19 protein-coding genes and 1 pseudogene are annotated in these 20,610 nt (G+C 59.7%); 13 read left to right on the plus strand and 7 right to left on the minus strand.

Annotated features, from left to right (window positions below):
• Position 1 precedes the first annotated feature (1 nt).
• Positions 2-607, minus strand: a complete 606-nt coding sequence (locus tag ASD95_RS04195) for a hypothetical protein (protein ID WP_056728415.1) — start codon at positions 605-607, stop codon at positions 2-4.
• A 54-nt stretch (positions 608-661) separates the two neighbouring features.
• Positions 662-1,138 (minus strand): PAS domain S-box protein, encoded by a 477-nt coding sequence (locus ASD95_RS04200; protein ID WP_056728416.1) that lies wholly within the window; start codon positions 1,136-1,138, stop codon positions 662-664.
• A gap of 102 nt (positions 1,139-1,240) precedes the next feature.
• Between ASD95_RS04200 and ASD95_RS04205 the strand changes: the two genes are divergently transcribed.
• From ASD95_RS04205 to ASD95_RS04220, 4 genes are all read left to right on the plus strand, one after another.
• The gene (locus ASD95_RS04205; protein ID WP_056728419.1) at positions 1,241-1,696 is read left to right on the plus strand and encodes a flavodoxin; all 456 of its coding nucleotides are present in this window, start codon (positions 1,241-1,243) and stop codon (positions 1,694-1,696) included.
• A gap of 225 nt (positions 1,697-1,921) precedes the next feature.
• Positions 1,922-2,704: a class II aldolase/adducin family protein gene (locus ASD95_RS04210; RefSeq protein ID WP_056728421.1), complete on the plus strand. Its 783-nt coding sequence runs from the start codon at positions 1,922-1,924 to the stop codon at positions 2,702-2,704.
• On the plus strand, positions 2,704-3,606 hold the full coding sequence (locus tag ASD95_RS04215; RefSeq protein WP_056728423.1) for an alpha/beta fold hydrolase: 903 nt from the start codon (positions 2,704-2,706) through the stop codon (positions 3,604-3,606). Before ASD95_RS04210 ends, ASD95_RS04215 begins: the two co-directional genes overlap by 1 nt.
• A gap of 170 nt (positions 3,607-3,776) precedes the next feature.
• Entirely contained in the window at positions 3,777-4,688 is a 912-nt protein-coding gene (locus ASD95_RS04220; protein ID WP_056728425.1) for an SDR family oxidoreductase, read from the plus strand.
• A gap of 74 nt (positions 4,689-4,762) precedes the next feature.
• On the opposite strand, the gene ASD95_RS04225 is transcribed toward ASD95_RS04220, so the two are convergent.
• A complete protein-coding gene (locus ASD95_RS04225; protein ID WP_056728426.1) occupies positions 4,763-5,533 on the minus strand; it encodes an N-acetylmuramoyl-L-alanine amidase in 771 nt (256 codons plus the stop codon).
• A gap of 564 nt (positions 5,534-6,097) precedes the next feature.
• On the opposite strand from ASD95_RS04225, the gene ASD95_RS04230 reads away from it, so the two are divergent.
• The 4 genes from ASD95_RS04230 (at position 6,098) to ASD95_RS04245 (ending at position 12,486) form a co-directional block, all read left to right on the plus strand.
• A complete protein-coding gene (locus tag ASD95_RS04230; RefSeq protein ID WP_056728428.1) occupies positions 6,098-7,891 on the plus strand; it encodes a DUF1302 domain-containing protein in 1,794 nt (597 codons plus the stop codon).
• Positions 7,892-7,914: 23 nt separating this feature from the next.
• On the plus strand, positions 7,915-9,285 hold the full coding sequence (locus ASD95_RS04235; RefSeq protein ID WP_056728430.1) for a DUF1329 domain-containing protein: 1,371 nt from the start codon (positions 7,915-7,917) through the stop codon (positions 9,283-9,285).
• Between the two features lie 141 nt (positions 9,286-9,426).
• Positions 9,427-11,973, plus strand: a complete 2,547-nt coding sequence (locus tag ASD95_RS04240) for a LuxR C-terminal-related transcriptional regulator (RefSeq protein ID WP_056728432.1) — start codon at positions 9,427-9,429, stop codon at positions 11,971-11,973.
• 201 nt (positions 11,974-12,174) lie between these two features.
• A complete protein-coding gene (locus ASD95_RS04245) occupies positions 12,175-12,486 on the plus strand; it encodes a hypothetical protein (RefSeq protein ID WP_056728433.1) in 312 nt (103 codons plus the stop codon).
• Between the two features lie 56 nt (positions 12,487-12,542).
• Here ASD95_RS04245 and ASD95_RS04250 read toward each other — a convergent pair whose 3' ends face one another.
• Positions 12,543-13,340, minus strand: a complete 798-nt coding sequence (locus ASD95_RS04250; protein WP_056728435.1) for an IclR family transcriptional regulator — start codon at positions 13,338-13,340, stop codon at positions 12,543-12,545.
• Between the two features lie 163 nt (positions 13,341-13,503).
• Here ASD95_RS04250 and hmgA point away from each other — a divergent pair, with 163 nt between their 5' ends.
• Genes hmgA through maiA form a run of 3 tightly spaced genes read left to right on the plus strand, consistent with a single transcriptional unit; the run spans position 13,504 to position 16,764 of the window.
• A complete protein-coding gene (hmgA, locus tag ASD95_RS04255; protein WP_056728438.1) occupies positions 13,504-14,808 on the plus strand; it encodes a homogentisate 1,2-dioxygenase in 1,305 nt (434 codons plus the stop codon).
• 3 nt (positions 14,809-14,811) lie between these two features.
• A complete protein-coding gene (fahA, locus tag ASD95_RS04260) occupies positions 14,812-16,116 on the plus strand; it encodes a fumarylacetoacetase (RefSeq protein ID WP_056728441.1) in 1,305 nt (434 codons plus the stop codon).
• A gap of 12 nt (positions 16,117-16,128) precedes the next feature.
• A complete protein-coding gene (gene maiA, locus ASD95_RS04265) occupies positions 16,129-16,764 on the plus strand; it encodes a maleylacetoacetate isomerase (RefSeq protein ID WP_056728443.1) in 636 nt (211 codons plus the stop codon).
• A 180-nt stretch (positions 16,765-16,944) separates the two neighbouring features.
• Here maiA and ASD95_RS04270 read toward each other — a convergent pair whose 3' ends face one another.
• The gene (locus ASD95_RS04270; protein ID WP_056728445.1) at positions 16,945-17,748 is read right to left on the minus strand and encodes a SirB1 family protein; all 804 of its coding nucleotides are present in this window, start codon (positions 17,746-17,748) and stop codon (positions 16,945-16,947) included.
• Positions 17,749-17,931: 183 nt separating this feature from the next.
• Here ASD95_RS04270 and ASD95_RS04275 point away from each other — a divergent pair, with 183 nt between their 5' ends.
• On the plus strand, positions 17,932-18,951 hold the full coding sequence (locus ASD95_RS04275; RefSeq protein WP_056728446.1) for a Glu/Leu/Phe/Val dehydrogenase family protein: 1,020 nt from the start codon (positions 17,932-17,934) through the stop codon (positions 18,949-18,951).
• A 184-nt stretch (positions 18,952-19,135) separates the two neighbouring features.
• Here the strand turns inward: ASD95_RS04275 and ASD95_RS04280 are convergent.
• Positions 19,136-19,375, minus strand: a pseudogene (locus tag ASD95_RS04280) (YebG family protein); the annotation flags it as partial.
• A gap of 275 nt (positions 19,376-19,650) precedes the next feature.
• On the opposite strand from ASD95_RS04280, the gene ASD95_RS04285 reads away from it, so the two are divergent.
• Positions 19,651-20,151, plus strand: a complete 501-nt coding sequence (locus ASD95_RS04285; RefSeq protein ID WP_008000650.1) for a phosphate-starvation-inducible protein PsiE — start codon at positions 19,651-19,653, stop codon at positions 20,149-20,151.
• Here ASD95_RS04285 and ASD95_RS04290 read toward each other — a convergent pair.
• Entirely contained in the window at positions 20,148-20,465 is a 318-nt protein-coding gene (locus ASD95_RS04290) for a DUF3509 domain-containing protein (RefSeq protein WP_056728450.1), read from the minus strand. The two genes, ASD95_RS04285 and ASD95_RS04290, sit on opposite strands and share 4 nt — an antisense overlap.
• Between the last annotated feature and the right edge of the window lie 145 nt (positions 20,466-20,610).

Genomic DNA, 20,610 nt, shown 5'->3' on the forward strand with positions numbered 1-20,610 from the left:
TTCAGAGATGCAGCGTTGGATGAGTCAAACGATGCTGTTGCAGGATGAACTGGCGCAGACGCTCGGTTTCGTCCGTATCGCCCTGGCTCAGTTGATAGGCGTAGAAGCCCTTTTCGTTTTCTTTCTCGAAGGTGCCGCGCAAGGCAATCCGCTCGTAGCCTGAGGGGCTGAACCACAAGGCGAAATGCTTCGGCGGTTTGGTCTTGTTGCGAGCTTCCAGCAAAACCCCTTTGCACGACACTTCGTGTACCCACAGGGTGCCGGGTTGACCCTTGGCGTTTTCCAGCGCTACCGGTTCGTCCAGCACCAGGCGCCAAGGCCGGACCATCGGGCCGTCTTCATAGATGCTCGGTACGCCGAGACGCAAATGCAGCGCATGGAACTCGTCTTCCACCAGGTGCAGGGGGAAGGTCATTTGCTGGTTTTCGAAGCTGGCTTGAATGGTGACCTGCTCATGGGCCGCCAGGCGAGTGAGCAGGTCACGGATTTGCGAACCACCGTTGACGAGCAGGCTCGACGTCGCGTCCCGCACATTGAGTTGCGGGTTGTGTTGCATGGTCTGGATGAAATCCAGCTCATCCTGGGTCAGGAGCGCGTCGCGTTGCATGGCCAGCTCGAAGGATATAGTTACAAAATCATTGGTGATTGTAGTTACTGACCATTAATTCCGGGTTTCGTTTGCGCCGTTCGTCGCCTTGAGCGCGGCAAGCTCGGCCTGGAGTTCAGCCAATTGCCCTTCCAGCTGTGCCACGCGCTGTTGCGCCTTGACCTGTACGGTGACGTCTTTCTGCACTCCAACGAAATAGGTTTGCCCGTCCGCCGGATTTTTCACCGTTGAAAGGGACAGCTCGTTCCAGAACGGTGTGCCGTCCTTGCGGTAGTTGCGCAGTATTTCCCGGCAGGATCCTTCGCGGTTCAATGCATCGCGAATCAATGGCAGGGCTTCCTGATCGCGGTCTCCCGACTGCAGGAAGCGACAGTCCTGATAGAGGATTTCTTCACTGGAATACCCCGTCAGGCGTTCGAACGCGGGGTTGACGTAAATGAGGATCTTGTCCTGTTCACCTTCCTTTTCGGCAATCACGATACCGTCATTGGAGGCGTTGATTACCATTTGCAGCAGTTGTGCATTAATCATCGGAGTATCCTTTCCTGATTGATTGTCGATTGCATTCTAAAAGAACTATCACGACCGTGCTGTTAATATCCGGGTCTTTTACTCGGATTCAGGATCAGATTGATGAAAGTCGCCATCATTTCCGGCTCGGTGTACGGCACGGCCGAAGAAGTTGCCCGCCACGCCGCCAGCCTGTTGAAAGCCGCCGGTTTCGAAACCTGGCACAACCCCCGTGCGACCCTCGCCGACGTCCAGGCGTTCGGCCCCGAAGCTTTTCTGGCGGTGACCTCGACCACCGGCATGGGTGAGCTGCCGGACAACCTGCAACCGCTGTATTCGACCATGCGTGACCAGTTGCCAGCAGCCTGGCGCGGTTTGCCGGGCGCGGTGATCGGGTTGGGCGATGCGAGCTATGGCGATACTTTTTGTGGCGGCGGCGAGCAGATGCGCGAATTGTTCGGTGAGCTGGGCATTCGCGAAGTACTGCCAATGCTGCGCCTGGATGCCAGCGAGAGCGTGACCCCGGAGACGGACGCCGAGCCTTGGCTGGCGGACCTGATCAACGCACTGCGCGACTGACCATTGCCACGACACCCACGCCAGTCATGGTTCTGACAGTGCGCTGAAAACGGCCTGTCTGACCCTCGCTGGCGCCGGTCAATTGACATGGATCCAAGGCGGCAGAACGGCTGACTCGCTGGGTCATCAAGCTGGCTGCCAATGCAACTACAGGAACCTCAAGGGCTGGCTAGACTCGGTAAAGATAGGAAACACTCCATCATAAAAACACCGAGGCTTCCTGCCGTGACCGTCGCCCCCGTCCAATCATCTCCGAGTGTCAAAGACCAGGTCAGTGCTGCCGAGTGGCAGACCCGCATTGACCTGGCAGCCTGTTATCGCCTGGTCGCCCAGCATGGCTGGGATGACCTGATCTTCACCCATATCTCCGCCAAGGTGCCCGGCACCGAAGATTTCCTGATCAACCCGTTCGGGTTGATGTTTCACGAAATCAGCGCGTCGAGCCTGGTCAAGGTGGATCAGGCCGGCAACAAGCTGATGGACAGTCCTTACGAGATCAATCCGGCGGGTTACACCATCCACAGCGCCGTGCACGAAGTCCGCCACGATGTCGTCTGCGTGCTCCACACCCACACGGCTTCGGGGGTTGCGGTGTCGGCACAGAAGCAGGGTGTTCTGCCGATCAGCCAACAGTCATTGTTCGTGCTTTCCAGCCTGGCCTACCACGCCTACGAAGGCGTGGCGCTCAACCATGAAGAGAAAGTGCGGCTACAGGCCGACCTCGGTGAAAACAATTTCCTGATGTTGCATAACCACGGTTTGCTCACCTGCGGCAGCACCATCGCCGATACGTTCCTGATGATGTTCACCTTTCAACGTGCCTGTGACATTCAGGTCATGGCGCAAAACGGTGCCGCTGAGCTGATCGCCATCGAACCGCAGATTCTGGCCGGCGCCAAAGCCATGATCGCGGGTGTCACCCGAAGTGCTCAAGGAATGGGCGGAGCGCTGGCCTGGCCGGCGCTGCTGCGCAAACTCGATAAACTGGACCCGGGTTATAAACTCTAATGGCACTCGCCGAGATCCCGCTGTGTGTCTGGCGCAAACGCAGCCAGGCGTTCGTGTTCCGTGGCCAGACCATCCGTTACTGGACAGCAGGGCAGGGTGAACCGTTGTTGCTCATTCACGGCTTTCCGTCCGCCAGTTGGGACTGGCATTACCTGTGGCAGCCATTGGCCCAGCGCTTTCGCGTGATCGCCTGCGACATGCTGGGCTTCGGCGATTCGGCCAAACCGGTGAATCACGAATACAGCCTGCTGGAGCAGGCGGATCTGCAGCAGGCACTGCTTGAACACCTGAATGTCGAGCAGCCAGTGCACCTGCTCGCCCACGATTACGGTGACAGCGTGGCCCAGGAACTGCTGGCCAGGCATTACGAATCGCGGTTGGAACTGGCCAGTTGCGTGTTTCTCAACGGCGGGTTGTTTCCGGAAACCCACCACCCGCTACTGATGCAAAAACTCTTGCTCAGCCCGTTGGGCTGGATGATTGGCCGCGCCTTCAGTCGTGATGGCCTGGTGAGAAGCTTTCGGCAGATTTTCGGCCCGCAAACCCGTCCCAGTGAAAGCCAGATGGATGACTTCTGGAGCCTGGTCGAAAGCCAGCGCGGGCCACGGATCATGCACAAATTGATCGCCTACATCCCGGAGCGACGCGTCTGGCGCAACCGCTGGGTGAGCGCGATGCAACGTGGTGAAGTGCCGCTGCGAGTGATCGATGGCGGGGTCGATCCGGTCTCCGGGGTGCACATGGTCGAGCGTTACCGTGAGCTGATCCCGGATGCGGACACAGTGGTATTGCCCGACATTGGCCACTACCCGCAGATCGAGGCGCCCTGCGAGGTGCTCAAGCATTACCTGGTGTTTCGCGATCAGCTGCTCTTGCCGCCGCGCAAGGTGGCGTGTTCCTGAATCGCAGCGTTGAATCTGTCCTTCTTCTGTGGGATCGCGTCATCCTGTCCGACACGATCATCATCCCCCAGCCTTATCGCGCACCATTCAGCCTCCCCCGTGTTCATTGTGACCCGCTACGCCGTGCCTGAAACTCGGACTCACTGTCCCTTGGCCTGCTGGAGTCCCCCATGAATGAGTCTGTGCGCTTCGAAGATAAAGTCGTGATCATCACCGGAGCCGGTGGCGGCCTGGGACGGACGCATGCACTTCTGTTCGCCAAACAGGGCGCCAGGGTGCTGGTCAACGATCTTGGCGGCTCGGCCCAGGGCGAAGGCGCCAATGCCTCGGCCGCCGACCGCGTGGTCGCAGAGATCCGCGAGGCTGGCGGCATTGCCGAAGCCAACCACGACTCGGTCACTGACGGTGACAAACTGGTCCAGCACGCCCTGGACGTCTTCGGTCGCGTCGATGTGGTTGTCAACAACGCCGGGATCCTGCGGGACAAGACCTTCCACAAAATGGATGACGCCGACTGGGACCTGGTTTACCGCGTCCACGTCGAAGGCGCCTACAAAGTCACCCGCGCCGCCTGGCCGCATATGCGCGAGCAAAACTACGGCCGGGTGATTTTCACTGCGTCGACCTCGGGCATCTATGGCAACTTTGGCCAGTCCAACTACGGCATGGCCAAGCTCGGTCTCTACGGCCTGACGCGCACCCTGGCCATCGAAGGCCGCAAGAACAACATCCTGGTCAACGCCATCGCCCCCACCGGAGGCACGCGCATGACCGAAGGCCTGATCCCGCCGCAAGTCTTCGAACAGCTAAAGCCCGAACTGGTCAGCCCGCTGGTGGTGTACCTGGCCAGCGAGAACTGCCAGGAAACCTCCGGTCTGTTCGAAGTCGGCGGCGGCTGGATGGGCAAGGTCCGCTGGGAGCGCAGCCTCGGCATCGGTTTCGATCCACGGGCCGGTTTCTCCCCGGAAGACGTGGCGGCGCACTGGCAGCAGATTTGCGACTTCGAAGGCGCGGCGCACCCGAAGGACAACATCGAGGCGTTGAAGGAAATGATGGGAAACTTGCAGAAGTATTCGCTCTGAAAGCGCCGGCAAGGTCACATTGACCGACCTTGCCGGTTGTTGCATTTGTCGGCTGCAAAGCCGTTTGCCAATGGTCAGCCCGGGAAGTATTTGACTACCAGCGCCTTCAGGTTGGCGGCTGTTTGCGCGTCCATTTTTCCATCGAAGTTTTCCGGGCGAAAATGTAACTGGAATGCCCGCACCAATTGTTGAAAACCGCCTTCCGTGGACGCGCCCGAAACATCGTATCCATAGGTTTTGAACAGCCCCAGCAATTCGCTTCGGGCTGGAGCGCCGGATGTGTTGTATTGGCGCAGATACTCGTCCCGAGTGCTTTCATCGAACCAGGCCCCGACTCCTTTCAAGTAAAGCTCCCGCCAGGGAAGCATCGGTCCCGGGTCACTTTTGCGGCCGACCGAAACATCGGAGTGGCCCAGAACCTGGGTCGGCGTGATATCCGGGTAGCGATTGAGGATATTCAGCGCCAGTTGTTCAATCGCGGCAATCTGCTCGGAGTGATACGGCGGGAAGGTGAATTTACCTTTGTTGTCGGTTGCCAGATTCACGACTTCAATGCCGATGGACGTGTCATTCAGATTGCTGCGGCTGCCCCACTGACTGACACCCGCGTGCCACGCGCGATGGGTTTCATCCACCAGGTTGAAAACTTCCTGCCCGGTATAGCCGGCTTTCAGGTAACTGGGGTCCGTGATATCTGGAACCAGATAGTGCGCGCTGACATTCGGGCCGGTCAGGGCACTGACAGAACTTGCAAAGTCAGCGGCCGTGTAGTGAAGAATCAGAAAGCGGATTCGACTGTTGAAGCTTCGGGTGGATCGATAGTGGTTGTAGTTGATGGATTTCATGTTTGCACTCGCAATAAGTAAGTTTGAAGTCGGACGAAGATCAAAATCGTTCGCCGACTTGCTGTTCAACTTAAAGACTCGAGTGCTTTTGGTGTTTACCTATGCTTGTAGGTACTTTCTGAAAGAAATGTAGGTATGTGAAGTTTTGACTGGCAGCTGTTACTCATCAAGAACCATCGCCCATAAAAAAGGCCGCTGCAAAGGCAGCGGCCAAAGTAAGACGTTGGATCAGGAGCTACAAATCAACGTCAGTGAACACGGGGTGACGAACCGAATACTCAATTCATCTGAAATCTTTCAGTCACGGCGCAGGCCAGTACATCTACATCGTGCCTTGCGGTGGATTACCGTGGCAGCCAGGCAAGAATAAACCCTCTGTACTGTAGGAAAAATACCAATTCCCGACATGCACTGTTGCAGCCCCGGCAACAGTCGGGATTCGGCTGCTCGTCGTCTGTGCCTGTCATCCTTTAGAGGTACACCACGAATACCTCCTTGGTGCGCTTATCGACCCCGAAGTCCGGCAGTAGGGTGAGGCCTTCTGTCACTCACCGGGGAAGACGCATGACAAAAACAACAATGCGCGCCATCTTCACACCACAGGCGCTGGCGGCTGCGGTCGCCTTGGGTTGCTGTGCCCAGGCGCAGGCCATTTCGTTCAACATCGGGGAAATCGAGGGGACATTCGACTCCTCGCTGTCGGTCGGCGCGAGCTGGGGCATGCGTGATGCGGATGACGCCCTGGTGGGCACCGTCAATGGCGGTTCCGGCCAGTCTTCGACCGGCGATGACGGGCGATTGAATTTCAAGAAGGGTGAAACCTTCTCGAAGATCTTCAAGGGTATTCACGACCTCGAACTGAAGTACGGCGACACCGGTGCGTTTGTGCGTGGCAAGTACTGGTACGACTTTGAACTCAAGGATGAAAGCCGCCCCTTCAAGGACATCAGCGATCACAATCGCAAAGAAGGCGCCAAGTCTTCAGGCGGGCAAATCCTCGACGCATTCGTCTATCACAATTACTCCCTCGCCGATTTGCCAGGCACGGTCCGCGCCGGCAAGCAGGTGGTCAGTTGGGGCGAGAGCACGTTCATCGGCAACTCGATCAACAGCATCAATCCGGTCGACGTGTCCGCGTTCCGTCGTCCCGGCGCCGAGATCAAGGAGGGCCTGATCCCGGTCAACATGCTGTTCGCCTCCCAGGGCCTGACGGAGAAGTTGACCGTGGAAGGCTTCTATCAGCTGGAATGGGACCAGACGGTCGTCGATAACTGCGGCACCTTCTTTGGTGTCGATGTGGTGGCGGATGGTTGCAACAAGGGCTACACCGTCGCCAATCCGGCCATTGCGCCGTTGCAGCCGATTGCGGCTGCCTTCGGCCAGGGCTTCGAAGTCAGCAAGGAAGGGGTGATCGTTCCCCGTGGCGGCGACCGCGATGCCCGGGATTCCGGACAGTGGGGTACAGCGTTGCGCTGGTTGGGGGATGACACCGAGTACGGCTTGTACTTCATGAACTACCACAGCCGTTCACCGAATGTCGGGACCACCACCGCCGGCCCCGGTACGCTGGCAAGCATTCCGGGGATCGTTGCCGCCGCCAACCGCATCGCCCCCGGCAGTGGTTCGGGCCTGGCCCAAAGCGTGATGCTCGGTCGTGGCCAGTATTACCTCGAATACCCGGAGGACATCCGCCTCTACGGCGCGAGCTTCTCCACCACCTTATCCACCGGCACCGCGTGGAGCGGGGAAATCAGCTACCGCCCCAACCTCCCGGTGCAGGTCAACACCAATGACCTGACCCTGGCCATGCTTAATCCGATTGCGGGTGGTGCGGCATCGCCCATCGCCACGTCGCCCGGGGCTGACAACAAGGGTTATCGCCGCAAGGAGGTGACGCAGATCCAGAGCACCCTGACGCATTTCATCGATCAGGTCGCGGGTGCGGATCGCCTGACCCTGGTGGGTGAGGCCGGGGTGGTCCGGGTCGGTGGACTGGAGTCGCGCGGCAAACTGCGCTATGGCCGCGACTCGGTGTATGGCCAGTATGGTTTCGGCGGCGATACCGACGGCTTCGTGACCTCGACTTCATGGGGTTATCGCGGCCGGGCCATCCTCGACTACAACAACCTTATCGCCGGGATCAACGTCAGGCCCAACCTCTCGTGGTCCCACGACGTCGCAGGCTATGGCCCCAACGGTCTGTTCAACGAAGGCGCCAAGGCCATCAGCCTCGGGGTCGATGCGGACTATCGCAACACCTACACCGCGAGCCTCAGCTACACCGATTTTTTCGGCGGGGACTACAACGTCCTCACCGACCGTGACTTCGTGGCGTTGAGCTTTGGTGTGAACTTCTGATCTGGCTGAAAAGGATGATTTCAATGCGCAAGATGATTCTGCAATTGGGCACCGTTCTGGCCCTGAGTCTGCTGGCCGCCAACGTGATGGCCGCGGTGTCGCCGCAAGAAGCCAACAAGCTCGGCACCAGCCTGACCCCGCTCGGTGCCGAGAAGGCCGGCAATGCCGATGGCTCGATTCCGGCCTGGACCGGAGGCATCCCGAAAAACGCTGGCGCGGTGGACAGCAAGGGTTTCCTGGCTGACCCCTTCGCCAACGAAAAGCCCTTGTTCGTGATCACCGCGGCGACCGTCGACAAGTACAAGGACAAGCTCTCTGACGGCCAGGTCGCGATGTTCAAGCGCTATCCCGAGACCTACAGGATTCCGGTCTACCCGAGCCATCGCACTGTGGCGTTACCGGCAGAAATCTATGAGTCGGCCAAGCGCAGCGCGCTGAACGTAACACCGATCAATGACGGTAACGGTCTGGCCAATTTCACCGGCAATCGCTACTACGCATTCCCGATTCCGAAGAATGGCGTGGAAGTGATCTGGAACCACGTCACTCGTTACCACGGCGGTAATCTGCGCCGCACCATCACCCAGGCGACACCACAATCCAATGGTGACTTCACCGTGATCCGCTTCAAGGACGAGGTCGCCGTGCCGTCGTTGCTCAGCGATCTGAAACCGGGCAGCGACGATAACGTCCTCAACTACTTCAAGCAGGAAGTGACCGCACCGGCGCGGCTGGCGGGCAACGTGTTGCTGGTCCACGAAACCCTCGACCAGGTCAAGGAGCCGCGCAAGGCCTGGATCTACAACGCAGGCCAGCGCCGGGTACGGCGTGCGCCACAGGTTGCTTATGACGGCGTCGGCACCTCGTCCGACGGCCTGCGCACCACCGACAACTTCGACATGTTTTCCGGCGCGCCGGATCGCTACGACTGGAAACTGATCGGCAAAAAGGAGATGTACATCCCCTACAACAGCTACAAGCTCGACTCGCCAAACCTCAAGTACACCGATGTGATCAAGGCCGGGCACATTAATCAGGACCTGACTCGCTACGAGTTGCACCGGGTCTGGGAAGTCGTCGCCACGGTCAAGCCGAGCGAACGCCACGTGTACGCCAAACGCCACATGTATATCGATGAAGACAGCTGGCAAGTGGCGCTGGCCGACCACTACGATGGGCGTGGTCAACTCTGGCGCGTCGCCGAAGGGCATGCCCAGTTCTACTACGATCACCAGGTACCGGCCTACACCGTCGAAGCGCTGTATGACCTGATTGCCGGTCGCTACATCGCCCTTGGAATGAAGAATGAAGAGAAGCGCAGCTTCGAATTCAACATCGATGCAAAAGCGGGGGACTACACGCCAGCAGCCTTGCGTAGCACAGGGGTTCGGTAGGTTTCCTACAGGCTCCTACACAAAAGGGTGACTTTGCGGTCACCTTTTTTATAGCGGTCGATCAGTGTGTTGAATACTTCTTCAACAAGCGCTCGGGAGGGGGCTAGGGTGGCGCCAGAATTATAAAAAAGGCGCACCACAATGACTGCAATGACGCACTGTCTGGACCGCCCTGGCTTCCTGCCCCGACTGTCGTCCCATCATCTGTCCCGCGAGCGGCTGATCGAGCCCATGCTGGTTTCGACTGCGCGGGTGAAGTTGCTTTGCGCGCCGGCCGGTAGTGGCAAGAGTGCATTGCTCACCGAATGCCTGCTGCGGGCGCCGGAGCACGTTCGGGTCTGTTGGCTGCCGCTGGCGGGGGCGTCGTTGAGCGCCGCCGATTTTTTGTTGCGCCTGACGCAAGCGCTGGGCCTGCCCTCGACGGATGAGCCCGGGCTGCTGGCGTATCTTGCCCGATTACAGGCGCCGACCTGGCTGTTTCTCGATGATTACTGCCGGGCACCCGATCCGGAACTCGACCGGATGCTCGATCGTCTGTTGGCCGTCGCCAGCCCGGCACTGACCTGGTGGCTGGGTTCCCGTCGACGACCGCCCTGCAACTGGCCGCGGCTGCTGCTCGATGATGAGTTGTACGAGTGCGAAGCCCGGGCGCTGGCGTTTACCGAGGCCGAGGTCGGGCAGTTGCTCGGTCATGTCGAGCCGAGCCTGGCGGCGCAAACCGCCAAACGGGTGGTACAGCGCAGCGGTGGCTGGTGCGCTGGCGTGCGGATCGCGTTGCTCAATGGTTGTCCGTGGTCGGGTGAGCAGGGGCGTTCGGCGACATTGCTCGATTATCTGCAGCACGAATTGTTCAACACCTTGCCGCCGGAACTGGTTGAGGTCTGGCAGGTGCTGGTTCATCTGCCTCGCTTCAACGCCAGCCTGTGCGAGCATCTTTTCGGTACGGGTGAGGGCGCGCAGTGGCTGCACGCGTTGCAGGACATGGGCTGCTTCATTGAACCCTGGGAAGACTCCGTCGAGTGGTTGCGAATCTTCGAGCCACTGGCCCGGGAGATGCGTGAAGAGCCGACCCCGGCCGGACGATCCTGGCATCGCCGCGCGTGCCAGTGGTTCAGTGCCGAAGAAGACTGGCAGGGTGCCTTCGAGCAGGCGTTGCTGGCGCAAGAGCACGAAGTCGCGGTCAGCCTGATGCAACACTTCAGTTTTGAGCATCTGTTCAAGCGTCAGAACGTCAGCTGGTTACTCAAACTGCACGAGCAACTGGGTGAACAGTTGACCCTGGGCACGCCGCAACGGGTGGGGTTGATCACCGCGGCGTTGCTGTTTGCCGGGCGTTTCGAGCAGGCGGCTGCCTGCATTGGGCAACTGTCCCGATTTGCCCCGCAACCGACGGCATCCTTGCAACGGCAACTGCTGGCACGTTGGCAGGCGCAACAGGGCTGGTTGCTGCATTTGCAGGGACGCCTGCCGGCGGCACGGGCGCATTTTATCGAGGCGCTGGGCGAGTTGGCGGCCGAGGCGTGGCCCGCACGGTTACTGTGTCTGTCCGGGTTGACCCAGCAAGCGCTACTCAACGCCGACCTCGATGCCGCCCAGGCCTTCAATCGTGACGCCCTGTGCCTGGCGCGGGCACAAGGCTCGTTGCTGTTTGAAGGCTTGCTCGAACTCGATCATGCCCAGTTGCTGGAGCAGCGTGGTGCGCCGCGGCGAGCAGCGCAGTTGCTGGCCGACATCCATGAAATGCTCGGGCGACAGGCCGATCGACCGACGCCGCTGCTGGGACGAATCGCCCTGCGGCGTGGTCGGTTGGCCCTGTGCCAGGGCCAGGATGAATTAGCCGGGGAATGTTTCCAGGCGGGCCTTGATGACTGTTTGCACAGTCAGGACAAGCACGTGTTGTACGGATTTTTGGGGCAGGCGCAATTGGCGGCCAATCAACGCGACTATGCCCATGCGTTTGATCGTCTGCGCGAGGCCGAACGGTTGATGCAGCAACGGCAGATCCCCGACACGGTATATCGCGGGGTGCTGCTGCAAATCAGCAGTCATTTCTGGCTGCAGCAAGGGCGCCCGGAATTGGCCCGGGAAGCGTTGACCCGAGTCTTGCGTCATTACCGCGGGGCCCACGCGCGCCAGGCACCGCCGGCCACGCTGCACTTGATTGCACGTATCGAATACCAGCTGGTGTTGGCCGAAACCCAACTGCAACTGGTGCAACGTCCATTGGATCGACTCAGGGCGTTACTCGAGCACGCCCAACAACACGCCATGCTGGCGCTGGAAACGGAACTGCATTTGGCGATCAGCGAAGTGGCGGAGCTGACGGGTGAGCCGGACATGGCCCACGCAGCTCTGCAGGCCGGTCTGGCGTTGGTCAAGCGTTGTCAGGGGCAACAGGCATTGCGTGATTTGAACTTGCGCCAGCCGAGCCTGATCTGTCGATTACAAGGCGAGGAGACGGTGACCGCGCTGGCCCTGGATGCCAGCCTGCTGAGCAGTCGGGAGCTGGAGGTGCTCGGCCTGATTGCCCAGGGTAATTCCAATCAGCAAATTGCCGAGCAACTGTTCATTTCTTTGCATACGGTGAAAACCCATGCCCGGCGCATTCACAGCAAGTTGGGTGTGGAGCGGCGGACACAGGCAGTTGCCATGGCGAAGAAGTTGGGGTTGATAATGCAGAGTTGGTAGTTGTTTGTTTTTCGTTTGGAAATGAATTAAAACATACGGTTTCGTGCATAAATAACCGTGTTGATTAGTATGGTTGTCGGCGCTGACCAATTTGCGTGCATTGCGCGGTGGGTTGATTAATATGTTCGATAGTGCTCGGTCAAGGTAATGTTTGTCAGGGTACTAGTGCGCTAATAACTATTAATTATGGAGCTTTAAGGTATGGGGCAACTGACAAGGGAGTTGGTGCGGGCCAAGCTGCACGCAAGGCTCGGTGGTCGCGGCATTGATGTCGATAAGGTATATATCAATGCAATTGCGTCGGCTAACGATTCGACGGTTATTTACTCTCAATCACTGGTATGGGCATTTTTCCTTAAGTTGCAGGACAGTGAGGTCCCAAGATTCTCCAGTGAGAATCTTGGGATCTTTTCCGAACCGTACACCTTTGACCGGAAATATCGTTTCGATGGTGTGAAACTTGATGAGCTCAATGAAATGGGTGCAGCAATTGCCCGGGATTTACTGAGCTGATTGGTGGTTCTATCAAAGTAGTTGTGCCAACCCCTTGGTTGGCACAGCTGCCGCAATCAGGTTGCGGATACGGCGGGTTCAAAACCCAAGCGCCAGCTGACCGCATGGCTGGCGGATAACAGACGCTGCGCCGCCGGACCGTTTTCATCGGCATGGAACAACGATGTCGGCCCCACCACCGTCAGCACGGCAACCACTCTGCCCATCGCGTTGAACACTGGTGCCGACAAGGCATCCACCCCTGGCAGCAGCAAACCATGTACATGGTGCAAACCGCGTGCGCGGATTTGTTCGCACTGGGCCGCATAGGCCTGATCGTCTGCCAGCGCGTGGGCTGCGTGGGACTGCAATTCCTGCACGCGCAGATCCTCGGTTTCGCGTTTCGGCAGGTAGGCGCCAAACACCAGTCCCGTCGAAGAACTGAGCAACGGCAACACCGAACCCAGTTGTGTCACCACCGTCACCGCACGCACCGCCGGTTCGATATGCACCACGGTTGCGCCCTGATTGCCCCATACCGCCAGGAAACAGGTTTCGTTCAAGTCGTCGCGCAGTTCAGCCAGGGGCAGGGCGGCGACTTTTAGCACGTCCATGCTGTTGAGAGCCGCCAACCCTACGCGCAGGGCTTCGCGGCCCAGGCCGTAATGGTTGGTGGCGGCGTTCTGTTCGGCGAATCCACTGGCGATCAAGGCCTGCAAATAGCGGTGAACCTTGCTCGCCGGCATCTGCACGTGTTCGGCCAGGCGCGACAGCGAAGTCGAAGGCGACAACTCGGCCAGAGCCTTGAGGATGTCGGTGCCAACCTCGGCCGAGCGGACTTTCTGTTTACCGTTGTTGTCGCTGGTTTTTTCCATGGTGGCTGGGATCCCGGGACGAATGGGCGTCTTTATAGCTTGACGGTCAATACCAATCAAATTACGTTATGCGTAATCAAATTACGATAAAAACAACCCGGGCGTGCCTCGACCTCTGCAACAGAGCGAGCGGCCACTGCCGACTCCCTGTTCAGGAGGCTCCATGAACCCCGATTCAACGATGCCAGCGCTGGCCTACCAGTCAGGCTTCGGCAACGAATTCAGCAGCGAAGCGTTGCCCGGCGCACTGCCTGTCGGCCAGAACTCCCCGCAAAAAGCCCCGTACGGTCTTTACACCGAACTGTTCTCCGGCACGGCGTTCACCATGGCGCGCAGCGAAGCGCGGCGGACCTGGATGTATCGCATTCAGCCGTCGGCCAATCACCCGGCATTCGTCAAACTGGACCGGCAACTGGCGGGCGGCCCGCTGGGTGAGGTGACCCCCAACCGCCTGCGCTGGAACCCGCTGGACATTCCTGCCGAGCCGACCGATTTCATCGACGGCCTGGTGAGCATGGCCGCCAACTCGGGCGCAGAAAAGCCGGCCGGGATCAGCATCTACAACTACCGCGCCAACCGTTCCATGGAGCGCGTGTTCTTCAATGCTGATGGCGAGATGTTGCTGGTACCTGAACTGGGGCGCCTGCGCATCGCCACCGAACTGGGCGTGCTTGAACTCGAACCGCTGGAAATTGCCGTACTGCCACGCGGCCTTAAATTCCGCATCGAATTGCTCGATCCGCAAGCCCGCGGTTACGTCGCCGAAAACCATGGCGCGCCCCTGCGTCTGCCGGACCTGGGACCGATTGGCAGCAATGGCCTGGCCAATCCACGGGACTTCCTGACCCCGGTGGCGGCCTACGAAAACCTGCAACAACCCACCACGCTGGTGCAGAAGTTCCTCGGCGAGTTGTGGGCCTGCGAGCTCAATCATTCGCCACTCAACGTGGTCGCCTGGCACGGTAACAATGTGCCGTACAAATATGACCTGCGCCGTTTCAACACCATCGGCACCGTCAGTTTCGATCACCCCGATCCGTCGATCTTCACCGTGCTGACCTCGCCGACCAGCGTTCACGGCCTGGCCAACCTCGACTTCGTGATCTTCCCGCCACGCTGGATGGTGGCCGAGAAAACCTTCCGTCCGCCGTGGTTCCATCGCAACCTGATGAACGAATTCATGGGTTTGATCCAGGGCGAGTACGACGCCAAGGCCGAAGGCTTTGTGCCGGGCGGTGCTTCGTTGCACAGCTGCATGAGCGCCCACGGTCCCGACGGCGAGACGTGCACCAAAGCGATCAACGCGGACCTCAAGCCGGCGAAAATCGACAACACCATGGCGTTCATGTTCGAGACCAGCCAAGTGTTGCGCCCAAGCCGTTTCGCCCTCGATTGCCCGCAACTGCAAAACACTTACGACGCCTGCTGGGCTACGTTGCCCGCCACTTTCGACCCGACCCGGAGATAACCCATGACGCAGACTTCCATCACACGCAGCTGGGTTGCATCCGCCAACGGCCACGCGGATTTCCCCCTGCAAAACCTGCCACTGGGCGTGTTCAGCCTCAACGGCTTGGCACCGCGCAGTGGCGTGGCCATTGGCGAGCATATCTTTGATCTGCAAGCAGCCCTTGAGGCCGGATTGTTCGATGGCGCCGCGAAGACTGCCGTCGAGGCTACCCGTGGCGGCGAGCTGAATGCGTTCTTCGAACTGGGCCGCGAGGCTCGCGTCGCCTTGCGCGAGCGTTTGCTGGAACTGTTCGCCGAGGGCAGCACCCTGCACGGCAAGATTGAAGCCCAGGGCGCAAAACTGCTGCCGCTGGCGGCGGATTGCCAGATGCACCTGCCGGCGAAAATCAACGACTACACCGACTTCTACGTCGGCATCGAGCACGCGCAGAACGTCGGCAAACTGTTCCGTCCCGACAACCCGTTGCTGCCGAACTACAAGTACGTGCCAATCGGCTACCACGGTCGTGCGTCGACCATTCGCCCGTCCGGTACCGACGTACGTCGCCCGAAAGGCCAGACCTTGCCGGCCGGTCAAACCGAGCCGACCTTCGGTCCTTGCGCGCGCCTGGACTACGAACTGGAACTGGGCATCTGGATCGGCCAGGGCAACGACATGGGCGACTCGATTGCCATTGGCGACGCCGCTGATCACATCGCCGGTTTCTGCCTGCTCAACGACTGGTCGGCACGGGATATCCAGGCCTGGGAATACCAGCCACTGGGACCGTTCCTGTCGAAAAGCTTCATCACCAGCATCTCGCCGTGGGTGGTCACCGCCGAAGCGCTGGAGCCGTTCCGTCGTGCCCAGCCTGCGCGTCCCCAAGGCGATCCGCAGCCGCTGCCGTACCTGCTCGACAAGCGCGATCAGGCTGCTGGCGCGTTCGACATCGAGCTGGAAGTATTGCTGCTCACCGAGGCCATGCGCGAACAGAACCTGCCAGCCCATCGCCTGACCCTGAGCAACACCGGACACATGTACTGGACCGTGGCGCAAATGGTCGCGCATCACAGCGTCAACGGCTGCCAATTGCAGGCCGGTGACTTGTTCGGTTCGGGCACCTTGTCGGGGCCGCAGAACGGTCAGTTCGGCAGCCTGCTGGAAATCACCGAAGGCGGTAAAAAGCCGATCGAACTGGCCTCGGGCGAGGTGCGTAAATTCCTTGAGGACGGTGACGAAATCATCCTGCGCGGCCGTTGCCGCCGCGACGGTTTTGCTTCCATCGGTTTCGGCGAATGCCGCGGCAAAGTGCTGCCGGCACGCTAACAGGAGCGGGGCATGGAACTCTATACCTACTACCGTTCGACTTCGTCGTACCGGGTGCGTATCGCGTTGGCGCTCAAGAGCCTGGATTATCAATCCTTGCCAGTCAACCTGATCGCACCCCTGGGTGGCGAGCATCGACAGCCGCCTTATCTGGGCATCAACCCGCAGGGCCGCGTGCCAGCCTTGCGCACCGATGAAGGCGAGTTGCTGATCCAGTCTCCCGCGATCATCGAGTACCTGGAGGAGCGTTATCCACAAGTGCCACTGCTGTCCAAAGACCTGGCTGCCCGTGCCCACGAGCGCGGCGTAGCGGCAGTGATCGGCTGCGATGTGCACCCGCTGCACAACGTCAGCGTGCTCAATCGGCTACGCCAGTCGGGCCACGATGAACCGCAGGTGGTGGAGTGGATCGGTCACTGGATCGGGCAGGGGCTTTCCACGGTGGAGCAGTTGATCGGTGATGAGGGTTACTGCTTCGGCCCCGAACCCGGGCTGGCGGACGTCTACCTGATCCCGCAGTTGTACGCGGCCGAGCGGTTCAATGTTTCTCTTGAGGCTTACCCTCGGATTCGGCGAGTGGCGGCATTGGCGGCGACGCACCCGGCGTTCATAAAGGCGCATCCGGCGAATCAGCCAGATACGCCATAACGCCTCACACCGCTCCCACAGGTTTCAGTGGTGCATACAAATACTCGTCACAGCGCAAAATAAAGGTGGGAGCGGCGGTGCGGCGGTCCGACTTGCTCGCGAAGAGGGCGTGCCAGTCAACAATTATGTGGCTGACACACCGCTTTCGCGAGCAAGCCCGCTCCCACAGGGTTTTTGTAATCAGTGAACGATGGAATTCGGCGGCAAATGCCCCAGCCTTTCCGTCAGGCGAATCCGCTGGATCGGATCGTCGCTGAGCAGCAACGCATGCTCCAGGTCAAAACGCTCGGCGTTCGGGCAGTCCAGCCGTTGGTACAGGCTGGCCCGGGCCAGATAGTCGGCCGCAGTGGCATTGCCCAGTTCCAGGACGCGCTCGGCGTCGATCAAGGCATTGATGAAATCGTCGTGGGACAGGTACAACTGGCGCAGGTTGCGCGACAACCGTTGCAGCATCTGCACCGGCTCGGCGGTTGTCAGGTGATCGGCGTTGAGCTTCATGTTCGGGCCATACTGGCGCTGCAGCAGTTCCCGACAATCGTTCGGATAAAGGCGACGGCCACCGCAGGGGTCGAGCAAATGATCGGCGCCCGGCACCCGCAGCAGGAAATGCCCGGGGAAGTTGACCCCGACCATGGGAATCTCCAGGCCCCTGGCCAACTCCAGCGCAATCAGCCCCAGCGTCAAGGGTTGCCCTCGTCGGCGCTCCAGTACTTTGTCCAGCAGTGCCACTTGCGGGCGCAAGGGGGTGAAGTCGTCCTGGGCGAAGCCAAGGTCATTCAAGCGCCGCAGCAGCGGCTGGGCCAGTTCACTGACCGGCAGCATCGGCAAGCCGCCACTGACCCGTTGTTGCAGCTCCTGAAAATCGGCCAACAGTGCTTGCGGCTGCACCTCGCTGTCGTGCTCGGCCGCAATCCACAGTGCCGCCTCGAACAGCGCGGGCGGTGAACGTTGCAGGCAGGCGAAGAACGATTGGCGCGGGGTCATCAAAATCTCCGGGCAATGCCTCGTTTTAGCCCCCTCTCCGGCGTTCGTCCAGTGCTGTAAAAGGGCGACCACAGGATATTTCCGAAAGTCTGCATCGGGACCGTGCTTATTCCGGTGCGCTTCTGCAATTTTTGGGCGCAAGCCTATACTGGCGTCTACAAGAAGTGATTCGGGAGCCTTACGATGTTCGCTCTCATGCAAAGCACTCGCCTTGAATCGCTGCATCTGAGCGTTGACTCGGTCACCGGGTTGAAGGCGGTCATTGCCATTCATAACAGCCGGCTGGGGCCTGCCCTGGGCGGTTGTCGTTACCTTGCCTACCCCAACGACGAATCGGCGGTCGAGGATGCTGTGCGCCTGGCCCAGGGCATGAGCTACAAGGCTGCGCTGGCTGGCCTGGCCCAGGGCGGCGGCGTGGCGGTGATCGTGCGCCCGGCCCATGTGGAAAACCGCGCGGCATTGTTCGAAGCCTTCGGACGCTGCATAGAACAGCTCGAGGGCCGCTACATCACCGCCATCGACAGCGGCACCTCAGTGGCGGACATGGATTGCATCGCCCAGCAAACCCAGCACGTCACCAGCACCACTTCGGCGGGTGACCCCGCGCCCCACGCGGCGATGGGCGTGTTCACCGGTATCCGCAGCACCGCCATGGCCCGGCTCGGCAGTGACAACCTCGAAGGCCTGCGCGTTGCCATCCAGGGCCTGGGCAATGTCGGGTATGCATTGGCCGAACAGCTGCACGCCGCCGGTGCCGAACTGCTGGTCAGCGACATCGATCATGGCAAGGTGCAATTGGCCATGGAGCAACTCGGCGCCCACCCGATTGCCAACGACGCGCTGCTCAGTACACCTTGCGACATCCTCGCGCCCTGCGGACTGGGCGGAGTACTCAACAGCCATACCGTGACGCAGTTGCGATGCTCGGCGGTGGCCGGTTCGGCGAACAATCAGCTGACACATCTGGATGTCGCCGACCAACTGGAACGCCGGGGCATCCTGTATGCGCCTGATTACGTGATCAACGCCGGTGGGCTGATTTACGTGTCGCTCAAGCACCGCGGCGAAGAGCTGCCGACCATCACCGCACACCTGTCGAAAATCAGTTCGCGCCTGACCGAAGTGTTCGCCCACGCCCAGGCGGAAAAACGCTCCCCCGCACGGGTGGCCGACGAGTTGGCGGAGAAAGTGTTGTACCGATAGAAGCTCGGGCGATCTTTTTTGTAACGGGCATGAAAAAGGCCCTGGGTCATTCGACTCAGGGCCTGTTCAATTCGGGCTTTGCCTACTTGGCGGCTTTGGGGGCCTTGGCAGGCTTGGCCGGGGTGACAGGCTCAGCGGCCTCAACCTCTGCAACAGGTTGTGCGACTTCAACCGGCGCGCTGAGCAGTTCGGACAGGGCATCCGGCTGGCTCTTGAACGCCTTGGCGAATACGTCGCGATTTTTCGCCATGTAAATCCCGGCTTCTTCCACTTGCTGCTCGGTCAGGGACGGAACGGCTTTCTGTAACACTTCAGCCAGCAATTCGGCCAGTTCGAGCATTTTGTCATGACGGTCAGCTTCGGCTTTATCCATGAACAAGCGCTCCAGATCTCGGCTGCTGCGGTATACCACTTCGACGGCCATTCACCACCTCACATGCCTTCACATTGGTTGTCGATTTCGACTACTGTATCTATATACAGCTAAAGGATAAGCGAAACCCTGTCTTTTGGGTAGTGGCTTTTTAATGTAGACCGGATTCGGGATTTGTCAGGCAAGGCGTGCGCAGGTGCGACCAAACGCCACGGCGCGTAATCCAGAGCGGCTCGCCATCATGGGCTGGCCTTTTTTCTGCATGCAGGAAAACCGTCACGTCCAACCCGCATCATCCGGTCGAATCGACCTAAGGAAGCAGCATCGTGAAAATCAACTGGGCCGAAAAACTGCGGCAGAACGTGCATGAACTGGCCGAGTCCCTGGGCAATCTGTTCGTCGAAACCTTTCACTACCTGGCGTTGTTCGCCATTGGTGCGGTGACCGCGTGGGCGGCGGTAATGGAGTTTCTCGGGATGATCGAAGAAGGGCACATCAAGATCGATGACATCTTGCTGCTGTTCATCTACCTGGAACTGGGGGCGATGGTCGGGATTTACTTCAAGACCAACCACATGCCCGTGCGCTTCCTGATCTACGTGGCGATCACCGCGCTGACGCGGCTGCTGATTTCCAACGTTTCGCACCACAACCCGCCGGACCTGGGGATCATCTACCTGTGCGGCGGGATTCTGCTGCTGGCGTTTGCGATTTTGGTGGTGCGTTACGCTTCGTCGCAATTTCCTTCGGTGAAGATCGAGAACCCACATCGCAAGACCGGTGCGGGCTCCAGTGAACATCCGGAAGTAGAAAAGGGCGAGCTTTAAAGCCCCATGGCGGGTCGGGGACGGCCATTGGCTGATGGCGGCGGCAGGCTGCGCGTGCCGCCATCGGTCATGGATTCGAGGATGGCCACGGCGCTGTGGCCCTGCTCGATGGCAATGCCGAACTGGATGCTTTGCACCAGTCGTTTCAGGCGCTCGGGATCATTGCGTTGTTCGGCGCTGATCATGCGTTTTGCGACTACGCGGCCACTGTTGGACAGGGTCAGCATGATGCTGCCATCCAGGCCCTGAATGCTCAGGTTGATCTGGTAATCCGCTGCAAAGGCATCGGTAATGAGCTGAAAAGGGTTGTCCATGATGCGTCACCGCCTGATTGAACGTGCAGTTGTTGACCGGCCGTGATCGGGTTGGTTCGCAATGCCTGACCACCGGCCATCTCGCCATCATTGTTCCAGCAGGGAAGTAGCAAGGCCCATGCCGGAAAATTGTCGGACAAAAAAA

This window comes from Pseudomonas sp. Root71 (genome assembly GCF_001429045.1).
GTDB lineage: Bacteria > Pseudomonadota > Gammaproteobacteria > Pseudomonadales > Pseudomonadaceae > Aquipseudomonas > Aquipseudomonas monachiensis.